This is a genomic window from Pseudomonas sp. I8001, from assembly GCF_013385345.1.
Taxonomy (GTDB): domain Bacteria; phylum Pseudomonadota; class Gammaproteobacteria; order Pseudomonadales; family Pseudomonadaceae; genus Aquipseudomonas.
Window position 1 is genome coordinate 153,149 of the sequence record NZ_JACAQC010000032.1, and the last position, 19,556, is coordinate 172,704.

Genomic DNA, 19,556 nt, shown 5'->3' on the forward strand with positions numbered 1-19,556 from the left:
CAGCCCCGAGTTGTTTCTGATTCATTAGACGAGACTGATCTCATGGCCCTCGACATTCACGCCCACCGCATCCTGATCCTCGACTTCGGTTCCCAGTACACTCAGCTGATCGCCCGCCGCGTGCGTGAAATCGGCGTGTACTGCGAACTGCATCCGTTCGACATGGACGACGAAGCGATTCGCGAATTCGCTCCAAAAGGCGTCATTCTCGCCGGCGGCCCCGAGTCCGTGCACGAAGCCAACAGCCCGCGTTGCCCGCAGGCGGTGTTTGACCTGGGCGTGCCGGTCTTCGGTATCTGCTACGGCATGCAGACCATGGCCGAGCAACTGGGCGGCAAGGTTGAAGGTTCCGAGCTGCGTGAGTTCGGTTACGCCCGTGTCGACGTGGTCGGCAAGAGCCGCCTGCTGGACGGCATCGAAGACCACATCGACGCCGACGGCCTGTTTGGCCTCGACGTATGGATGAGCCACGGTGACAAGGTCACCCGGATGCCGGAAGACTTCCACATCCTGGCCAGCACCCCGAGCTGCCCGATTGCCGGCATGTTCAACGACGAGCGCGGCTACTACGGCGTGCAGTTCCACCCGGAAGTGACCCACACCAAGCAAGGCGGTCGCATCCTGTCGCGCTTTATCCTCGACATCTGCCAGTGCGAAGCCCTGTGGACCCCGTCGAAGATCGCTGAAGACGCCATCGCCAACGTACGTGCCCAGGTCGGCACCGACAACGTCCTGCTGGGCCTGTCCGGCGGCGTTGACTCCTCCGTGGTTGCGGCGCTGCTGCACAAGGCCATCGGCGACCAACTGACCTGCGTCTTCGTCGACAACGGCCTGCTGCGCCTGCACGAAGGTGAGCAAGTGATGGCCATGTTCGCCGAGAACATGGGCGTCAAGGTGATCCGCGCCAACGCTGAAGATCAGTTCCTGAACAACCTGGCCGGCGAGTCCGACCCGGAGAAGAAGCGCAAGATCATCGGTCGCACCTTCATCGACGTATTCGATGCCCAGTCCAACAAACTGGACAACATCAAGTACCTCGCCCAGGGCACCATCTACCCGGACGTGATCGAATCGGCCGGCGCCAAGAGCGGCAAGGCCCACGTGATCAAGTCCCACCACAACGTGGGCGGCCTGCCTGAGGAAATGAACCTCAAGCTGGTAGAGCCACTGCGCGAACTGTTCAAGGACGAAGTCCGTCGTCTGGGCCTGGAACTCGGCCTGCCGTACGACATGGTCTACCGCCACCCATTCCCGGGCCCGGGCCTGGGCGTGCGGATCCTCGGTGAAGTGAAGAAGGAATACGCCGACCTGCTGCGTCGCGCCGACCACATCTTCATCGAAGAACTGCGCAAGGCCGACTGGTATCACAAGGTCAGCCAGGCGTTCGTAGTGTTCCAGCCGGTGAAATCGGTTGGCGTGGTTGGCGATGGCCGTCGTTACGCATGGGTTGTTGCCCTGCGTGCGGTGGAAACCATCGACTTCATGACCGCCCGTTGGGCACACCTGCCGTACGAACTGCTGGAGACGGTCAGCGGCCGTATCATCAATGAGATCGAAGGTATTTCGCGCGTGACTTATGACGTGTCGAGCAAGCCGCCGGCGACCATTGAGTGGGAATGATCCTGCCGTAGCAGGTGAGCGCTGAATAACAAAACCCCGGCCTGGTGCCGGGGTTTTGTGTTTCTGGAGTGTGGATATTTACGCGAGAGCTGCACTTGGTCGTTTACCCGAATAAAGATCTATTCAAGATGATTTGCATCGTATACGGTTCATATGTTTGATTTTATCTATTTATGCATTGTATAGGATGCAGATAAATGGGCGACTTAGGAATACTCATCAAGAATCTCCGCAAAGCCGCAGGCCTGTCACAAAGCCAGCTTGCGCATCGGCATGGGATGAGTCGCGCAACCATTTCGGGGATTGAGAACAACACCGTCCCTGAAGTCGGGATTCGCAAGGTCGCAGCCATCCTTGAAGGCTTGGGGTACGAGCTGACCGCTATCCCCATGCGTCGGCGCAAGACCCTCGATGAACTGAAATCAGGAAATGTCCATGACTAGGCAAAGTGACCGGCTGTATATCGGCGCTGGCGGTGTACCTTCCGGAACGTTGGGGCGACGTCAAGAAAATCAGCGCGATTCGGTCTTCTCGTATAACGAGGGAGTAGCAGACGAGAACGCCGTTTCCTTGACCATGCCGGTGCGTCTGGAAAGCTACAACTGGGAGTATGGAATCCACCCGTTGTTCGAGATGCACATCCCTGAGGGGCATCTCAAGGGCGAGCTCGTGCGACGTTTCAGCAAGTCAGTGCGTGGCTTTGATGACTTCTCTTTGCTGGGCATTGTCGGTCCACACCAACTTGGCCGTATCAGTGTTGCCCATGAAGCGGGTGGCGAGCCGTTGCCTGAGGTCAAGCTCTCCGAGCTGTTGGTCTATGACGGGGCGCAAGAGCTGTTTGATGACCTTCTCAAAACTTACGCAGCCTACTCGGGGGTGTCGGGCGTTCAACCGAAAGTGCTGGTGCGCGACGCAAGCGATAGGGCTACCGACGTTGAGCGTTTCACTCATCGAGGCGCCACCCATCTGGTTAAGGCGTTCAATCACTCAGACTTTCCGCAACTGGCAGCCAATGAGTTTTTCTGCATGCGGGCCGCACTCCATTGTGGTCTTGAAGTACCTGAATTCCATCTCAGCCAGCAGGGAACGCTCCTGGTGGTGAAGCGGTTCGACATCGGTGAAAGCGCCTACCTCGGATTTGAGGACATGTGCGTTCTATCGGGTTGGGGAACCGCGAAGAAGTACGACGGCAGTTATCAGGGATGCGCGAAGCTGATCCGGTCTTTTGTCACGCCAAGCCGCATAACCAGGACGCTGGAAGACTTCTTCATGATGGTGGGACTCTCTGCCGGTATCCAGAATGGTGACGGGCACCTCAAGAACTTCGGCCTGCTTTATGAAAATTGTGCAGAAGATGCTGACGTGTGGCTCGCCCCGGCTTACGACCTGGTGACCACCACCGTGTACAACGGCAACGACATCATGGGGCTGTTGCTCGGTGGCTCGAAAGCCTGGCCAAAGCGCAAGATGCTGGTTCAGTTCGGGCGTAGCTCATGCGGTTTGACAGAGGCGCGCTGCAACGAATTGCTAGCCAGAGTGCACCAGGGTATGAGTCGCGCTATGGAGGAGCTTTCCGAGTATCGAAGCGTCCACCCAGCGTTCGACGAGGTGGGGGGAAAGATGGTCGCTGCATGGAATGCCGGGCTGGCCAGGAGCATTGTGCCGGAGTGATTTGCCCGACTGACGACGCCGGGCTTTTCGAGGACTCGCCAAGTCGTTTCTTTGTTTACCGCCGCGCAATATCCGAAAAGTAAAACTTATCCAGCGTATGCCGCGACTCGGTGTACTCGAACTGCCGTCCATCCTGCAAAAACGTCTGGTTGCTCACCACGATCACATGGCTCTGACCTTCGAGGTCCAGGTGTGTCTGGTCGTCCTTTCCCCGTGGCAGCGCTTCGATGGTGCGCTGGGCATAGCTGATCTGCAGCTGCAAGGTCTGTTCGATAAACGCATAGATCGACTGCTCGGCAATCTCCCGATCCAGCCCCGGTATCAAGTCGGCGACGAAGTGGTTGATGTCGAGGATCACCCGTTTGCCATCGATCCGCCGCACCCGTTTGACCCGGGTGATCAAGCTGCCAGCTTCGGCCTCAATGTGTTGCATCAACGGGCCTTCCAGCGGGAATTGGCTGAACTCCACCACTTCGGTACTGACGTCGTCGCCGAGGGCGGCATGGGTCTCGCGAAAGCTGACGATACCGCCGAGCTGGAACTCGATGGGGTTGGGTGACAACACGAAGGTGCCCTTGCCGTGGATCTTTTGCGCGAAGCCGCGCTCCTGCAATTGCTCGATCGCCCGGCGTACCGTGCCACGGCTGGCCTGGTAGGCGTCCATCAGTTCGGTTTCGGAGGGCAGGCGCGTACCGCGTTGCAGGCGTTCGGTGGTGATGCTGGCAAGCAGATCGGTATAGATCTGGTTGTATTTACTCATGGGGAAGGGCTCTGTGCCGCGTTGGCGTTCAAGGCAGGAACCTTAGTGGCAGCGATGGGGTTTGTCCATGCAACCCATTGTAGAACTCGGAAATTTCTGACTCAAAAAACAGAAAATTAATCATTTTCAAACTCGTACATACGAGTTATTGCTTTAACTCGTACAGACGAGTACTTTTGGCTTCGGCGTGCTGCCTATGACCGCCCAATAAAAAAAACCAGAGTGGATACCAAGCATGAGCCACGACTATCCGAATATTGCCCGCGAGATTCTCAAGAACCTCGGCGGCAGCGACAACCTTGAGCAAGCTGCCCACTGCGTGACCCGCCTGCGCCTGGCCCTCAAGGACCCGAGCCTGGCCAACAGCGGCGAGCTGAACCAGGTCGACCTGGTCAAGGGTTCGTTCTTCACCGGCGGCCTGTTCCAGATCGTGATCGGCCCCGGCGAAGTGGAAAAGGTCTACGCCGCCCTGCGTGAGCAAACGGGCCTCGCCGCGTCGACCATCGCGGACGTGAAACAGAAAAGCGCCGACAAAATAAACCCGATGCAGCGCCTGGTGCGGGTGTTCTCCGATGTGTTCATGCCGATTTTGCCGGCGCTGATCATTGCCGGTTTGCTCATGGGGGTGAACAACCTGATGGGCGCCAAGGGCATGTTCATCGCGGACAAGACCTTGCTCGACGCCTATCCGAACCTGGATGGCCTGTGGAGCCTGATCAACCTGATGGCCAACACCTCGTTCGTGTTCCTGCCGGCACTGGTGGGCTGGTCGGCGGCCAAGCGCTTTGGTGGCAGTGAAATCCTCGGCATTGTCCTCGGCCTGATGCTGGTGCACCCCGATCTGCTCAACGCCTGGAACTACGGCAAGGCGGTCGCCGGCCTCGACGGCCAGAGCCTGCCGTACTTCGATATTTTCGGCTGGTTCAAGATCGAGAAGGTCGGCTACCAGGGCCAGATCCTGCCGATCCTGCTGGCCGCCTACGTGATGAGCGTGATTGAGAAATGGCTGCGGGCACGGGTGCCGAATGCCATTCAGTTGCTGGTGGTGCCGATCACTACCATCGTCGTCACCGGCGTACTGGCGCTGGCGATCATCGGCCCGGTGACGCGCCACCTCGGCATCCTGATCACCGAAGGCGTGGTCACCCTGTTTGACCTGGCGCCGATGGTCGGCGGCGCAATCTTCGGCCTGCTGTATGCACCGCTGGTGATCACCGGCATGCACCACATGTTCCTCGCCGTGGACCTGCAACTGATCTCCACCCAGGGCGGCACCTTTATCTGGCCGATGATCGTCATGTCCAACCTGGCCCAGGGCAGCGCGGCGCTCGGCGTGTTCTACATGAGCCGCAATGCGCGGGACAAGAGCATGGCGTCCACCTCGGCGATTTCCGCCTACTTCGGCATCACCGAGCCGGCGATGTTCGGGGTCAACCTGCGCTTCAAGTTTCCGTTCTACGCGGCGCTGACCGGCTCGGCGCTGGGCAGTATTTTCCTGTCATTGAACAAGGTCCAGGCCTCGGCGATTGGCGTGGGTGGCTTGCCCGGGTTCATCTCGATCATCCCGCAGTACATCCCAAGTTTTGTCATCGGCATGGTCGTCGCGATTGTCGTGCCGTTTGTTTTGACCTGTGTGTTGAGCATGAAGATTGTTCGGCCCGGATACCGGGTCGCCTGATCTACCGCTATCGCAGGCAAGCCAGCTCCCACAGTTGATCGCATTTCCAGATTGAAGGAACCCGTCATGCAAAACTGGCAACACTCGGTGATCTACCAGATCTACCCAAAAAGCTTCCACAGCCACGCGGGTAACGCCACCGGTGACCTGCTGGGCATCGTGGACAAGCTCGATTACCTGAAGTGGCTGGGCGTCGATTGCCTGTGGATCACCCCGTTCCTGCGCTCGCCCCAGCGCGACAACGGCTACGACATCAGCGACTACTACGCCATCGACCCGAGCTACGGGACCATGGCCGATTGCGACCTGCTGATCAGCGAAGCCGCCAAGCGCGGCATCACGCTGATGCTCGACATCGTGGTCAACCACACTTCCATCGAACACGAGTGGTTCCAGCAGGCCCGCAGCAGCCTCGACAACCCGTACCGCGACTTCTACATCTGGCGCGACCAGCCGAACAACTGGGAATCCAAGTTCGGCGGCTCGGCCTGGGAATACGAGGCGCAGACCGGCCAGTACTTCCTGCACCTGTTCGACCACACCCAGGCCGACCTGAACTGGGACAACCCCAAGGTGCGCGCCGAAGTGTTCAAGCTGATGCGCTTCTGGCGCGACAAGGGCGTGGGCGGTTTCCGCCTGGACGTGATCAACCTGATCTCCAAGCCGGCGGATTTTCCGGAAGACAACAGCGACGGTCGGCGCTTCTACACCGACGGCCCGAACGTGCATGAATACCTGAAGGAAATGCACCGCGAAGTGTTCGAGGGGCATGACCTGATCAACGTCGGTGAGATGTCGTCCACCAGCCTTGAGCACTGCATTCGTTATTCGAATCCACAGTCGAAAGAGCTGTCGATGACCTTCAACTTTCACCACCTGAAAGTCGATTATCCGAACCTGCAGAAGTGGGTCGCGGCCGACTTCGACTTCCTGCAACTCAAGCAGATTCTGTCCGACTGGCAACTCGGCATGCAGGCCGGTGGCGGCTGGAATGCGCTGTTCTGGTGTAACCACGACCAGCCGCGGGTGGTCTCGCGTTTTGGTGACGACGGCGAGCACCGCGTGGTCTCGGCGAAGATGCTCGCCACTGCGCTGCACTTCCTCCAGGGCACGCCTTTCGTGTACCAGGGCGAAGAGTTGGGCATGACCAATCCGGGCTTCGACACCATCGACCAATACCGGGATGTCGAGACGCTGAACATCTATCGGCTCAAGCGTGAGGCCGGTGAGTCCGAGGCATCGAGCATGGCGGCGATCATGCAGAAGTCCCGCGATAACAGCCGCACACCGATGCAATGGAACGCCGAGCAAAACGCCGGCTTCAGCCGCGGCGAACCGTGGATCGGCATCCCGGCCAACGCGGCGCAGATCAACGTGCAAAGCGAGCTGGATGACCCGCAATCGGTACTGCATCACTACCGTGCGCTGATCAAGCTGCGTCGGCATGAGCCGCTGATTCAGGAAGGCGTTTATCGCCAACTGCTGCCGCAGCACACCCAGGTCTGGGCGTACCTGCGCGAAGGCCACGGCGAACGCCTGCTGGTGCTGAACAACTTCTACGGCACGCCATGCCAGATCGAACTGCCCGATGGCCTGCTGACGGCGGCGAGTGAGCAACGCCTGCTGATCAGCAACTACGACGACTGCCCACAGCGCTCGAGCCAGGTCTCGCTGCGCCCGTATGAATCGTTTGTGTTGCATCTCAAGGACTGAGACCCGCTTTACCCCCGGCGTGGGAGAGCCGGGGCGCTTAAAAAAACATAATAAAAATATCGGAGTGCTTCATGAAAACAACAATAAAGCTGGGCCTCGTTGCATCCTGCCTGACCTTGCCGATGGCAGCCCAGGCGTTGGAATTTGCCGGCTACTTGCGTAGCGGTGCGGGGACTTCAACCGGCAGTGGCAAGCAGCAGTGCTTCCAGTTGCCGGGTGCACAATCCAAATACCGCCTGGGCAACGAGTGCGAGCAGTACGCCGAACTCGAATTGCGCCAGGACCTGCTGACCCTCGACGACGGCTCGGTGTTCAGCGTCGACGCCATGGCTTCGCTGTACAACAAGTACGACCGGGCGCTGAAGTTCCAGGGCGAAGACAACGGCTCGGCACGCATGCCGCAGATGTATGCGCAGTGGTCGAACATCCCCAGCCTCAACGGCGGTTCGCTGTGGGCCGGCCGGCGCTACTACAAACGAAACGACATCCATATCTCCGACTTCTACTACTGGAACCAGAGCGCCACGGGCGGCGGTATCGAGGACGTGAAAATCGGCGACCTGAAATACAGCTACGCGCTTTCCCGCAAGGACAACCTGTACCAGAAGGAATACGCCACCCGTCACGACTTCAACGTGGCCGGCTTCAAGACCAATCCCGGCGGCGAGCTGGAACTGGGCTTGAGCTACATCGAAAAAGCCGGTGGCCGTGACACCAACAGCGGCTGGGCCATTACCGCCCAGCATGTGCAGAAACCCTTCCTCGGCGGGCGCAACAAATTTGCCCTGCAGTACGGCGAAGGCCCCGGCACCGGCCTCGGTTATACCGGCGATACGTTCCTCGATAAAAGCAGCAAGAGCTACCGCGCAGTGGAGTTCTTCGACTGGCAAGTGACGCCGCGGTTTGGCGGGCAGATCGAGGCCGTGTACCAGAAGGATATTCGCCCGGGCAGCCAGGATCAGACCTGGATGTCGCTGGGCGTGCGCCCGGCCTATGCGATTTCCGAACAGTTCAAGCTGGTCACCGAACTCGGTCATGATCAGGTCGAGGCCACCGGTGGCACGCGCAAGCTGAGCAAATTTACGTTCGCCCCAACCTGGTCGCCCAAAGGCCCGGATTTCTGGGCACGACCGGAAGTGCGCCTGTATTACACCTACGCGACCTGGAACGAAGCGGCCAAGCGTGCGGCCAATGAACTGGCGGCAGGTTCGGCGTTGTCCGACACCGGCAGTTATGGCTCGGCGTTGCATGGCTCCAACTTTGGTGTGCAGGTTGAGTACTGGTGGAAATAAGCCGTCGATGCCCAATGATTTTTACAGAACCAAACAGCAGGTGAAGTCATGACCACAACCCAATCCCTGGAATTGCTGGCGCCATTGTCCGGGGTGCTGCTCGCCCTGGACCAGGTGCCTGATCCGGTGTTCTCCAGTCGCCTGATCGGCGATGGCCTGTGCATCGATCCGACCTCGCAGACCCTCTGCGCGCCACTGGCCGGGGTGATCAGCAATATCCAGGACAGTGGTCATGCGGTGAGCATCACCGATGACAACGGCGTCCAGGTGCTGATGCACATCGGCCTGGACACCGTGAACCTGGCGGGCAAGGGTTTCACCCGATTGGTCGAGGAAGGCCAGCGGGTGGAAGCCGGGCAACCGCTGATTGAATTCGATGCCGACTACGTGGCGCTCAATGCCCGTAGTTTGCTGACCCTGATGCTGGTGGTCAGTGGCGAGCCCTTCAAGCTGCTGACGCCCGAGCAGGTCCTGGTGGACGTGGGGCAGCCACTGCTGCGAGTCACGCCGCAAGCCGTTGCCGACGAGGTGAAAGACGAGGAGGGTGACGCCCTGTTCTCCAGGCCACTGACCTTGCCCAACGCCAACGGCCTGCATGCGCGCCCGGCGGCGGTGCTGGCGCAGGCGGCCAAAGGCTTCAAGGCGAGTATTTACCTGCACAAGCAAACCGAGAGCGCCAACGCCAAGTCGCTGGTACGGATCATGGCGTTGCAAACGGTGCAGGGTGACACCTTGCAAGTCAGCGCGGCCGGCGAGGATGCCGAAGCGGCGATCCAGGCGCTGGTGACCTTGCTGGCCGAAGGCTGCGGCGAAACCGTCGCGGCTCATCAACCTGACGCTGCACCCGTGGCGCCTGATTCATCGGCGACCTTGCTGCGCGGCGTGTGCGCCTCGCCCGGTTCGGCGTTTGGCCAGGTGGTGCAGGTCAAGGAGCCGGCACTGACGTTCGTAGAGACCGGCAAAGGTGAAGCGCTGGAACGTGCGGCCCTGACCCATGCCCTGAACAACGCCAATCAGGCGCTGCAAGCCCTGCAGGAAAAGGCCGTCGGCACTGCCCAGTCCGAGATCTTCCGCGCCCATCAGGAGTTGCTGGACGATCCGGCCCTGCTGGAACAAACCCGCGACCTGCTGGACCAGGGCAAGAGCGCGGCCTTCGCCTGGAACAGCGCCACCGAGGCCACCGCCACGCTCTTCCAGGGCCTGGGCAACGCCTTGCTTGCCGAGCGCGCTGCCGACCTGGCAGACGTTGGCCAGCGGGTGCTGAAATTGATCCTCGGGGTTCAGGACAGCGCCTGGGATTTGCCGGAGCAGGCAATCCTGATTGCCGAACAACTGACCCCCTCGCAAACCGCCAGCCTCGATACGCGCAAGGTGCTGGGTTTTGTGACGGTGGGCGGCGGCGCTACCAGCCACGTCGCCATTCTCGCCCGCGCTCTTGGCTTGCCGGCCATCTGCGGGGTGCCGGCGCAGGTGCTGGAACTGGCCAACGGCAAGCAAGTGCTGCTGGATGCCGACAAGGGCGAGTTGCACCTGGACCCGGACCTGGCCGAGATCGAACACTTGCAAGCCAGCCGCCAACAACAAGTGCTGCGCCGCCAGCGGGAAGTGGAGCAGGCGTCGTTGCCCGCTACGACCCGCGACGGTCATCATGTCGAAGTGACGGCCAACGTCGCATCGTTGCAGGAGGTGGAGCAGGCGTTGTCCCTGGGGGGCGAAGGCGTTGGTTTGCTGCGTTCCGAGTTCCTCTACCTGGACCGCAACCGCGCGCCGAGCCCCGAGGAGCAGGCGGGCACCTACAGCGCCATCGCCCGTGCATTGGGCCCGCAGCGCAATCTGGTGGTGCGCACCCTCGACGTTGGTGGCGACAAGCCGTTGGCCTATGTGCCGATGGACAGCGAGACCAACCCGTTCCTTGGCCTGCGCGGGATTCGCCTGTGCCTGGAGCGCCCGGAACTGTTGCGTGAGCAATTCCGTGCGATTCTCGCCAGTGCCGGTTTCGCCCGGCTGCACATCATGTTGCCGATGGTCAGCCTGCTCTCGGAGCTGCGCCTGGCGCGGCAGATTCTTGAAGAGGAGGCGCTGGCCCTGGGGCTGACGGAACTGCCGAAGCTGGGAATCATGATCGAAGTGCCATCGGCGGCATTGATGGCCGATCTGTTTGCGCCGGAGGTGGATTTCTTCTCCATCGGCACCAACGACCTGACCCAATACACCCTGGCCATGGACCGCGATCACCCGCGCCTCGCCAGCCAGGCCGACAGCTTTCACCCGGCGGTGCTGCGCCTGATCGCCACCACCGTCAAGGCGGCCCATGCCCATGGCAAGTGGGTCGGCGTGTGTGGGGCGTTGGCGTCTGAAGCGCTGGCAGTGCCGGTGCTGATCGGGCTGGGGGTGGATGAGTTATCGGTCAGCGTGCCGCTGATCCCGACCATCAAGGCTACCGTGCGCGAGCTGGACCTGGCGGATTGCCAATCCATCGCCCGCCAGGTGCTGGGCCTGGAAGAAGCGTCGCAGGTTCGCGAGGCCTTGCGCCTGTATCACGCGGCTACCGTTGAAACCTCATTGGTTGTGGAGAACTGACATGTTCGAGAAATTTCAGCGGGCGTTCTGGAAGGCCCTGACGCCGGATCTGGTGCTTGAAACGCCGCAGGCAGCTCCAGTGAGCGAAACACTGTTGGCCCCGGCAGTGCTGAATGCGCTGGGCGGCGCGGAGAATCTCAAGTCGCAGCAGCGGGTAGCACTGACCCGGGTGCGGGTGCAGTTGCAGGATGCGGGGCGGTTGGATGCGCAGGCGCTCAAGGCGGCAGGCGTGCCGGGCGTGATGGTGTTGGCGGGCGGGGTGGTGCACCTGCTTACCGGCCTGAACACCGCTCTATAAGACGACGAAGATCAAATGTGGGAGCGGGCTTGCTCGCGAAGGCGGTGTGTCAGTCAATACATGTGCTGGCTGAACCACCGCCTTCGCGAGCAAGCCCGCTCCCACATTGGTTTTGTGGTGTTTGGATAATCGGGGGATTACAGCGGCGGGGTTTCTTCCGTCGGCTTGGTCTTGTCCACACCCGGCACATGCAGGTTGCCTTCGACCACCTGGTTGCCTTCCAGCTGCGGCTGCGTCACCCACGTCAGAATGTCGTAGTAACGCCGGATGTTCGCCACAAAATGCACGGGCTCACCGCCACGGGCATAGCCATACCGCGTCTTGCTGTACCACTGCTTCTGCGACAGGCGCGGCAGCATCTTCTTCACATCCAGCCACTTGTTCGGGTTCAGGCCTTCTTTTTCGGCCAGCTTGCGCGCGTCGTCCAAATGGCCGGTGCCGACGTTGTACGCCGCCAGGGCAAACCAGGTGCGGTCCGGCTCGGCAATCTTGTCGTCCAGCTCATCCTTGATCTTGGCCAGGTACTTGGCGCCGCCCATGATGCTCTGCTTGGCGTCCAGGCGGTTGGACACGCCCATGGCCTGCGCCGTGTTCTGGGTCAGCATCATCAGGCCGCGCACGCCGGTCTTGGAGGTCACCGCCGGCTGCCAGAGTGATTCCTGGTAGCCGATGGCCGCCAGCAGGCGCCAGTCGACCTTTTCTTCCTTGGCATAGGCCCGGAAGTGTTTCTCGTATTTGGGCAGGCGCTGCTGCAGATGCTGGGCGAAGGTGTAGGCGCCCATGTAGCCGAGTACATCGACGTGCCCGTAATAGCGATCTTTCAGGCGTTGCAGCGTGCCGTTCTTTTCCACCTTGTCGAGGTAGTTGTTGACCTCGTTGAGCAGGCTGTTGTCTTCACCGGCGGCGACCGCCCAGGCCTGATGGCTGGCGTCACCGAGGTCAAAGGCCACCCGCACGTTGGGGAAGTACACCTGGTTCATCGCCACTTCGTTGGAGTCCACCAGGGTCAGGTCGATCTGGCCCTCATCCACCATGCGCAGCAGGTCGACCACCTCAACGGCGTCGGACTCTTCGTAGTCAATCCCGGGAAACTGTTTTTTCAGCTGCGCCAGTTGCTCGGCGTGGGTGCTGCCCTTGAGCACCATGATCTTCTTGCCCACCAGGTCTGCCGCGGTGGTCGGCCGGGACTGGCCGTTGCGGTAGATGATCTGCGGGGTGACTTCCAGATAAGGGTGGGAGAAACGCACTTGCTGGCGACGCTGCTCACTGCTGACCAGGCCGGCGGCGGCCAGTACCGGGCCGTTGGGTTTGCCGATCTGCGAGAACAGGTCATCCAGGTTGTCGGCCGCCTCGATCTCGAGCTTTACCCCCAACTCGTCGGCAAAACGTTTTACCAGTTCGTATTCGAAGCCGGTTTCGCCGTTACGGTCCTGGAAATAAGTGGCCGGACTGTTTCGGGTGACCACCCGCAATACGCCATCCTCCTTGATTCGCTCGAGCGTGTTGGGTTTATCCACACACGCACTGAGCAGCAGGAAGAGTCCGGTAACGAAGAGCCATTTGGCGCATCGCGGGCGTAAAGCAGTAGGGGAGAACATCTGCGCAGTATACGCAAAGGACCCTCGGCGCCATATCTCGACAGCGGGGCACTTGTCTGCTAGCGCCCGTAAACCTTGGCTGCAGCCCGCAGAAACGGGGCTTGGCAGCCGATTGTGACGGTTAAAATAACTGCCCGGAATAGCTTGTATGGCCATATGATATCGTGCGATTTATGCCAACTGACGTCCGGCTGCGGCCACTGGTGCCGTTTCGGGTGCCGTTGGCGACGGTTTACGCTAGAATGCACGGCCTCAAAGCACACCCCCTTCCCGAGGCTGTCCCGAAGATGTTGATCCTGCGCGGCGCTCCTGCCCTTTCTGCCTTTCGCCACAGCAAACTCCTTGAGCAACTGAGCCAGAAGGTACCTTCTGTCAGTGGCTTGTATGCTGAATTTGCTCACTTCGCCGACGTTACCGGCGTTTTGACCGCCGACGAACAGCAAGTGCTGGCGCGCCTTCTGAAGTACGGTCCCAGCGTTCCAGTTCAAGAGCCTGCGGGCCGCTTGTTCCTGGTTCTGCCACGGTTCGGCACCATCTCGCCCTGGTCGAGCAAGGCCAGCGACATCGCCCGCAACTGCGGCCTGGAAAAAATCCAGCGCCTGGAACGCGGGATTGCCTTCTATGTAGCAGGCCAGTTCAGCGAGGCCGAGGCCGAGCTGATCGCCAGCAGCCTGCACGACCGCATGACCCAGATCATCGTCAGCCAGCTGGAACAGGCCGCCGGTCTGTTCAGCCACGCCGAGCCCAAGCCGCTGACCGCGATTGACGTGCTCGGTGGCGGTCGCGCCGCCCTGGAAACCGCCAACACCGAACTGGGCCTGGCCCTGGCCGAAGACGAAATTGACTACCTGGTCAACGCCTTCATCGGCCTGAAGCGCAACCCCCACGACATCGAACTGATGATGTTCGCCCAGGCGAACTCCGAGCACTGCCGCCACAAGATCTTCAACGCCAGTTGGGACATCGACGGCCAGAGCCAGGAAAAAAGCCTGTTCGGCATGATCAAGAACACCTACGTGATGCACAGCGAAGGCGTTCTGTCGGCTTATAAGGACAATGCCTCGGTCATCGTCGGCTCTGTCGCCGGCCGTTTCTTCCCGGACCCTGAAACCCGCCAGTACGGCGCGGTGCAGGAGCCGGTGCATATCCTGATGAAAGTCGAGACCCACAACCACCCGACCGCGATTGCCCCGTTCCCGGGCGCAGCCACCGGTTCCGGCGGCGAGATTCGCGACGAAGGTGCAACCGGTCGTGGCGCCAAGCCAAAGGCTGGCCTCACCGGCTTCACCGTGTCCAACCTGCAGATCCCGGGCTTCGAACAGCCGTGGGAAGTGCCGTACGGCAAGCCTGAGCGCATCGTCACCGCGCTGGACATCATGATCGAAGGTCCGCTGGGCGGCGCCGCGTTCAACAACGAATTCGGGCGTCCGGCCCTGACCGGTTACTTCCGTACTTTCGAGCAATCCATCACCACCCCCCGTGGCGATGAAGTGCGCGGTTACCACAAGCCAATCATGTTGGCCGGCGGCATGGGCAACATCCGCGCCGAACACGTACAGAAAGGCGAGATTCTGGTCGGCTCCAAGCTGATCGTCCTCGGTGGCCCGGCGATGCTGATCGGCCTGGGTGGCGGCGCCGCTTCCTCCATGGCCACCGGCACCAGCTCGGCCGACCTGGACTTCGCTTCCGTACAGCGTGAAAACCCTGAGATGGAACGCCGTTGCCAGGAAGTCATCGACCGTTGCTGGCAACTGGGTGACAAGAACCCCATCAGCTTCATCCACGACGTCGGCGCAGGTGGCTTGTCCAACGCCTTCCCGGAACTGGTCAACGATGGCGATCGTGGCGGCCGTTTCGAACTGCGCAACATTCCAAACGACGAGCCGGGCATGGCCCCGCACGAAATCTGGAGCAACGAATCCCAGGAACGCTACGTGTTGGCGGTAGGTCCTGCAGACTTCGAACGCTTCCAGGCGATTTGCGAGCGCGAACGCTGCCCGTTTGCGGTAGTCGGCGAAGCCACTGCCGAGCCGCAACTGACGGTCACCGACAGCCACTTCGGCAACAGCCCGGTGGACATGCCGCTGGAAGTGCTGCTGGGCAAAGCCCCGCGCATGCACCGTTCGGCCGTGCGTGAAAACGAACTGGGCGACGATTTCGATCCATCGACTCTGGCCATCGCCGACTGCGTGGAGCGCGTCCTGCACCACCCGGCCGTTGCCAGCAAAAGCTTCCTGATCACCATCGGCGACCGCACCATCACCGGTCTGGTTGCCCGTGATCAAATGGTCGGCCCGTGGCAGGTCCCGGTGGCTGACGTTGCCGTCACCGCCACCAGCTTCGACGTGTACACCGGTGAAGCCATGGCCATGGGCGAGCGTACTCCGCTGGCGCTGCTGGACGCTCCGGCGTCGGGCCGCATGGCCATCGGCGAAACCCTGACCAACATCGCAGCGTCGCGTATTGCCAAGATCTCCGACATCAAGCTGTCGGCCAACTGGATGTCCGCTGCCGGTCACCCGGGTGAAGATGCGCGCCTGTACGACACCGTGAAAGCGGTCGGCATGGAGCTGTGCCCTGAGCTGGGCATCACCATTCCGGTGGGCAAGGACTCCATGTCCATGGCCACCCGCTGGAACGATGAAGGCGTGGACAAGAGCGTCACCTCGCCGCTGTCGCTGATCGTTACCGGCTTTGCGCCAGTCACCGACATTCGCCAGACCCTGACCCCGCAACTGCGCATGGACAAGGGCACCACCGACCTGATCCTGATCGACCTCGGTCGCGGTCAGAACCGCATGGGTGCCTCGATCCTTGCCCAGGTGCACGGCAAGCTCGGCAAGCAGGCCCCGGACGTCGACGACGCCGAAGACCTGAAAGCTTTCTTCGCCGTGATCCAGGGCCTGAACGCCGACGGCCACCTGCTGGCTTACCACGACCGTTCCGACGGTGGTTTGCTGACCAGCGCCGTGGAAATGGCCTTCGCCGGTCACTGCGGCCTGAGCCTGAACCTCGATGGCCTGGCAGAAACTTCCGCTGACATCGCAGCAATCCTGTTCAACGAAGAGCTGGGCGCCGTGATCCAGGTTCGCCAGGACGCAACGCCAGACGTACTCGCACAGTTCAGCGCCGCTGGCCTGGGCGACTGCGTGGCCGTGATTGGCCAGCCGATCAACAACGGTGAAATCAACATCGTCTTCAACGGCGAAACCGTGTTTGAAGGCCAGCGTCGCCTGCTGCAACGCCAGTGGGCCGAGACCAGCTACCAGATCCAGCGCCTGCGCGACAACGCCGACTGCGCCGAGCAGGAATTCGACGTGATCCTGGAAGAAGACAATCCGGGCCTGAGCACCAAGCTCAGCTTCGACGTCAACCAGGACATCGCCGCGCCTTACATCAAGAAAGGCATCCGCCCACAAGTGGCCGTACTGCGTGAGCAGGGCGTCAACGGCCAGGTGGAAATGGCGGCAGCGTTCGACCGGGCCGGCTTCAATGCGATCGACGTGCACATGAGCGACATCCTCGCCGGTCGCGTTGACCTCAACGAGTTCAAAGGCCTGGTTGCCTGCGGTGGTTTCTCCTACGGCGACGTACTGGGTGCCGGTGAAGGCTGGGCCAAATCGGCCCTGTTCAACAGCCGTGCCCGCGACGCGTTCCAGGGTTTCTTCGAGCGTAACGACAGCTTCACCCTGGGTGTGTGCAACGGTTGCCAGATGATGTCCAACCTCAGCGAACTGATCCCGGGCAGCGAGTTCTGGCCGCACTTCGTGCGTAACCGTTCCGAGCAGTTCGAAGCCCGGGTTGCGATGGTTCAGGTGCAGGAATCCAACTCGATCTTCCTGCAGGGCATGGCCGGTTCGCGCATGCCGATCGCCATCGCCCACGGTGAAGGCCATGCCGAGTTCGCCAGCGAAGAAGCACTGCTGGAAGCCGACCTGTCCGGTACCGTGGCCCTGCGTTTCGTCGACAACCACGGCAAGGTCACCGAAGGCTACCCGGCCAACCCGAACGGCTCGCCGCGCGGGATCACCGGCCTGACCAGCCGCGACGGTCGCGTCACCATCATGATGCCGCACCCGGAGCGTGTGTTCCGCGCCGTGCAGAACTCGTGGCGCCCGGAAGAGTGGAACGAAGACGGCGCGTGGATGCGCATGTTCCGTAACGCTCGCGTCTGGGTGAACTAAGTCGGTGTACAAGCTCAGCTTCTTTGTGCCCGACAGCCACGTGGAGACGGTGAAAACCGCCGTCTTCGCAGCCGGCGGCGGGCGCATCGGCAACTACGACAGCTGCGCCTGGCAGGTACTGGGCCAGGGTCAATTCCGCGCGATGGACGGCAGCCAGCCGTTTATCGGGCAGGTCGGGCAGCTTGAAGTGGTTGAAGAATGGAAGGTTGAGCTGGTGGTGGCGGATGAGTTGATCGTGGCTGTCGTGGCTGCGTTGAAACTGAGCCATCCGTACGAGACACCGGCGTATGAGGTGTGGCAGTTGGCGGATTTTTGATTCGCTGGTTGAAAAACAAGAAACCCGCTGGGCCAGTTTGGTCAGCGGGTTTTTTGTTGCCTGTCACGGCCATTCGCGAGCAAGCCCGCTCCCACATTTGACCGCGTTGCCATGACGGGCACCGATCAAAATGTGGGAGCGGGCTTGCTCGCGAAGAGGCCCTGATGCTCAGCAAAGATTCAGGCTTTTACCCCAACCTCACGGCCACTGACCAACCGCTCCAACGCCTCACCCAACCCCGAAGCCTTGTCACCAATCAGCAAGTGCCAAATCCCACTCTCAAGCTGGCTCACACCCTGGCAACCCAGCGCCGTCAGTTGAGATTCCGACAACACCGAACCATCCCCCAACTCCACCCGCAGCCGCGTCATTGCCACCGCATCCAATTGCAAAACATTGGCCCGACCGCCCAGCGCACTCAGCCATTTCTCGGCCTCATGCACGTTCACCGGCGTGCTCTTCTCAACCGGTGCAGCAGCGACCGGAGTGACTCCAACATACGAAGGCATCGCCAACCGAATCTCATCGGCAATGCTGTCCGCCATCGGCCCGACCACCACCTGCAAACTCCCGCCATTACCCGGTCGAACCACCGCCATCGCACCCAGCGCCTTCAACTCGGCATCCACCGCCTTGTTGCGATCCACCATGTCCAGCCGCAGACGCGTCGTGCAAGCACCCACACTCAGTAGATTCTCCGCACCACCCAGCGCGCGAATGTAAGCGCCGGCCCGCTGGTTATCAGTCATGGCCTCAGCCTGCACCACCTGAATATCCTCACGCCCGGGCGTCTTCAAATTGAAGCGACGGATGCAGTAGTTGAACACGCTGTAGTAGATCACCGCATACGCCAGCCCAACCGGGAATACCAACCAGCCGTTGGTGGATTTACCCCAACCCAGCACCATGTCGATAAACCCACCGGAGAAGGTAAAGCCCAGGTGAATGTTGAGCATGTTGGTGATCGCCATCGACAACCCGGTCAGCAGCGCATGCACCAGGTACAGGAACGGCGCGAGGAACATGAAGGCGAATTCGATCGGCTCGGTGACCCCGGTTAGGAACGAGGTCAGCGCCATCGACAGGAAAATCCCGCCCATGATCTTGCGCCGCTCCGGCAGTGCATTGCGGTACATCGCCAGGCACGCCGCCGGCAGTCCGAACAGCATTACCGGGAACATGCCGGTCATGAACTGCCCACCTTTCGGGTCGCCGGCAAAATAGCGAGTCAGGTCGCCGGTCACTACCGCGCCGGTCGTCGGGTCGGTGAAGGTGCCGAACACAAACCACGCCATGTTGTTGAGGATATGGTGCAAGCCGGTGACGATCAGCAGGCGGTTGAACACGCCAAACACGAACGCACCAAAACTGCCGCTTTCCATCAGCAACACGCCGAAGCTGTTGATGCCTTGCTGCACGGGTGGCCAGATCAAACCAAAGATCACCCCCAGCGCCACCGCGGAGAACCCGGTGACGATCGGCACAAACCGTCGCCCACCAAAGAATGCGAGGTACTCCGGCAGCTTGATGTCCTTGAAACGGTTATACAGCGCACCGGCCATCAAGCCGCTGGCGATGCCCGCGAGCATGCCCATGTTGATGCTGGCGTCCATCACCTTGAGGGTGGAGACCATCACCAGGTAACCGATGGCGCCTGCCAGGCCCGCCGTGCCGTTGTTGTCGCGGGCAAAACCCACGGCAATGCCGATGGCGAAGATCAGCGCCAGGTTGGCGAAGATCGCCTGCCCGGCGTCGTGCATCACCGCGATGTTCAGCAGGTCAGTGTCGCCCAGTCGCAGCAGGAGGCCGGCGATCGGCAAAATCGCGATCGGCAGCATCAGTGCAC

Annotated in this window: 13 protein-coding genes; 10 read left to right on the top strand and 3 right to left on the bottom strand. The window is 61.0% G+C overall.

The annotated features are described in order from the left end of the window. The first annotated feature begins 42 nt into the window (after positions 1-42). From guaA to HX839_RS21530, 3 genes are all read left to right on the top strand, one after another. Positions 43-1,620, top strand: a complete 1,578-nt coding sequence (guaA, locus tag HX839_RS21520; RefSeq protein ID WP_003209644.1) for a glutamine-hydrolyzing GMP synthase — start codon at positions 43-45, stop codon at positions 1,618-1,620. Between the two features lie 197 nt (positions 1,621-1,817). Then, a complete protein-coding gene (locus HX839_RS21525; RefSeq protein ID WP_003209640.1) occupies positions 1,818-2,063 on the top strand; it encodes a helix-turn-helix transcriptional regulator in 246 nt (81 codons plus the stop codon). Continuing rightward, the gene (locus HX839_RS21530) at positions 2,056-3,291 is read left to right on the top strand and encodes a type II toxin-antitoxin system HipA family toxin (protein WP_177067663.1); all 1,236 of its coding nucleotides are present in this window, start codon (positions 2,056-2,058) and stop codon (positions 3,289-3,291) included. Before HX839_RS21525 ends, HX839_RS21530 begins: the two co-directional genes overlap by 8 nt. Positions 3,292-3,346: 55 nt before the next feature. Here HX839_RS21530 and treR read toward each other — a convergent pair whose 3' ends face one another. Then, positions 3,347-4,051, bottom strand: coding sequence for a trehalose operon repressor (gene treR, locus HX839_RS21535; RefSeq protein ID WP_003209636.1), 705 nt, complete (start codon positions 4,049-4,051; stop codon positions 3,347-3,349). A 235-nt stretch (positions 4,052-4,286) separates the two neighbouring features. On the opposite strand from treR, the gene treP reads away from it, so the two are divergent. The 5 genes from treP to HX839_RS21560 all read left to right on the top strand — a co-directional run bounded on the left by treP (position 4,287) and on the right by HX839_RS21560 (position 11,612). Continuing rightward, positions 4,287-5,729 carry a PTS system trehalose-specific EIIBC component gene (gene treP / locus HX839_RS21540; protein ID WP_008438268.1) on the top strand — a complete coding sequence of 481 codons (1,443 nt, stop codon included), beginning with the start codon at positions 4,287-4,289 and terminating at the stop codon, positions 5,727-5,729. A 66-nt stretch (positions 5,730-5,795) separates the two neighbouring features. Further along, positions 5,796-7,442, top strand: a complete 1,647-nt coding sequence (gene treC, locus HX839_RS21545; RefSeq protein ID WP_003209630.1) for an alpha,alpha-phosphotrehalase — start codon at positions 5,796-5,798, stop codon at positions 7,440-7,442. 71 nt (positions 7,443-7,513) lie between these two features. After that, positions 7,514-8,734 (top strand): carbohydrate porin, encoded by a 1,221-nt coding sequence (locus HX839_RS21550; RefSeq protein WP_087695126.1) that lies wholly within the window; start codon positions 7,514-7,516, stop codon positions 8,732-8,734. Positions 8,735-8,782: 48 nt separating this feature from the next. Continuing rightward, the gene (gene ptsP, locus HX839_RS21555; protein WP_177067664.1) at positions 8,783-11,314 is read left to right on the top strand and encodes a phosphoenolpyruvate--protein phosphotransferase; all 2,532 of its coding nucleotides are present in this window, start codon (positions 8,783-8,785) and stop codon (positions 11,312-11,314) included. A 1-nt stretch (position 11,315) separates the two neighbouring features. Continuing rightward, positions 11,316-11,612, top strand: coding sequence for a PTS transporter subunit EIIB (locus tag HX839_RS21560; RefSeq protein WP_003209625.1), 297 nt, complete (start codon positions 11,316-11,318; stop codon positions 11,610-11,612). Between the two features lie 137 nt (positions 11,613-11,749). Here HX839_RS21560 and mltF read toward each other — a convergent pair whose 3' ends face one another. Beyond that, a complete protein-coding gene (gene mltF / locus HX839_RS21565) occupies positions 11,750-13,210 on the bottom strand; it encodes a membrane-bound lytic murein transglycosylase MltF (protein WP_177008154.1) in 1,461 nt (486 codons plus the stop codon). 287 nt (positions 13,211-13,497) lie between these two features. Here mltF and purL point away from each other — a divergent pair, with 287 nt between their 5' ends. Together purL and HX839_RS21575 are read left to right on the top strand one after the other, a co-directional pair. Next, a complete protein-coding gene (gene purL, locus HX839_RS21570; RefSeq protein WP_177021406.1) occupies positions 13,498-17,394 on the top strand; it encodes a phosphoribosylformylglycinamidine synthase in 3,897 nt (1,298 codons plus the stop codon). A gap of 4 nt (positions 17,395-17,398) precedes the next feature. Continuing rightward, positions 17,399-17,710, top strand: a complete 312-nt coding sequence (locus tag HX839_RS21575) for a YqfO family protein (protein WP_177067665.1) — start codon at positions 17,399-17,401, stop codon at positions 17,708-17,710. A 179-nt stretch (positions 17,711-17,889) separates the two neighbouring features. Here HX839_RS21575 and nagE read toward each other — a convergent pair whose 3' ends face one another. Continuing rightward, positions 17,890-19,548, bottom strand: a complete 1,659-nt coding sequence (gene nagE, locus HX839_RS21580) for an N-acetylglucosamine-specific PTS transporter subunit IIBC (RefSeq protein WP_218167297.1) — start codon at positions 19,546-19,548, stop codon at positions 17,890-17,892. Between the last annotated feature and the right edge of the window lie 8 nt (positions 19,549-19,556).

What these genes read in the sequence shown, in the direction of transcription:
- guaA (WP_003209644.1), top strand. Translation starts at nt 43, where the DNA reads ATGGCCCTCGACATTCACGCCCACCGCATCCTGATCCTCGACTTCGGT.
- HX839_RS21525 (WP_003209640.1), top strand. Translation starts at nt 1,818, where the DNA reads ATGGGCGACTTAGGAATACTCATCAAGAATCTCCGCAAAGCCGCAGGC.
- HX839_RS21530 (WP_177067663.1), top strand. Translation starts at nt 2,056, where the DNA reads ATGACTAGGCAAAGTGACCGGCTGTATATCGGCGCTGGCGGTGTACCT.
- treR (WP_003209636.1), bottom strand. Translation starts at nt 4,051, where the DNA reads ATGAGTAAATACAACCAGATCTATACCGATCTGCTTGCCAGCATCACC.
- treP (WP_008438268.1), top strand. Translation starts at nt 4,287, where the DNA reads ATGAGCCACGACTATCCGAATATTGCCCGCGAGATTCTCAAGAACCTC.
- treC (WP_003209630.1), top strand. Translation starts at nt 5,796, where the DNA reads ATGCAAAACTGGCAACACTCGGTGATCTACCAGATCTACCCAAAAAGC.
- HX839_RS21550 (WP_087695126.1), top strand. Translation starts at nt 7,514, where the DNA reads ATGAAAACAACAATAAAGCTGGGCCTCGTTGCATCCTGCCTGACCTTG.
- ptsP (WP_177067664.1), top strand. Translation starts at nt 8,783, where the DNA reads ATGACCACAACCCAATCCCTGGAATTGCTGGCGCCATTGTCCGGGGTG.
- HX839_RS21560 (WP_003209625.1), top strand. Translation starts at nt 11,316, where the DNA reads ATGTTCGAGAAATTTCAGCGGGCGTTCTGGAAGGCCCTGACGCCGGAT.
- mltF (WP_177008154.1), bottom strand. Translation starts at nt 13,210, where the DNA reads ATGTTCTCCCCTACTGCTTTACGCCCGCGATGCGCCAAATGGCTCTTC.
- purL (WP_177021406.1), top strand. Translation starts at nt 13,498, where the DNA reads ATGTTGATCCTGCGCGGCGCTCCTGCCCTTTCTGCCTTTCGCCACAGC.
- nagE (WP_218167297.1), bottom strand. Translation starts at nt 19,548, where the DNA reads ATGCTGCCGATCGCGATTTTGCCGATCGCCGGCCTCCTGCTGCGACTG.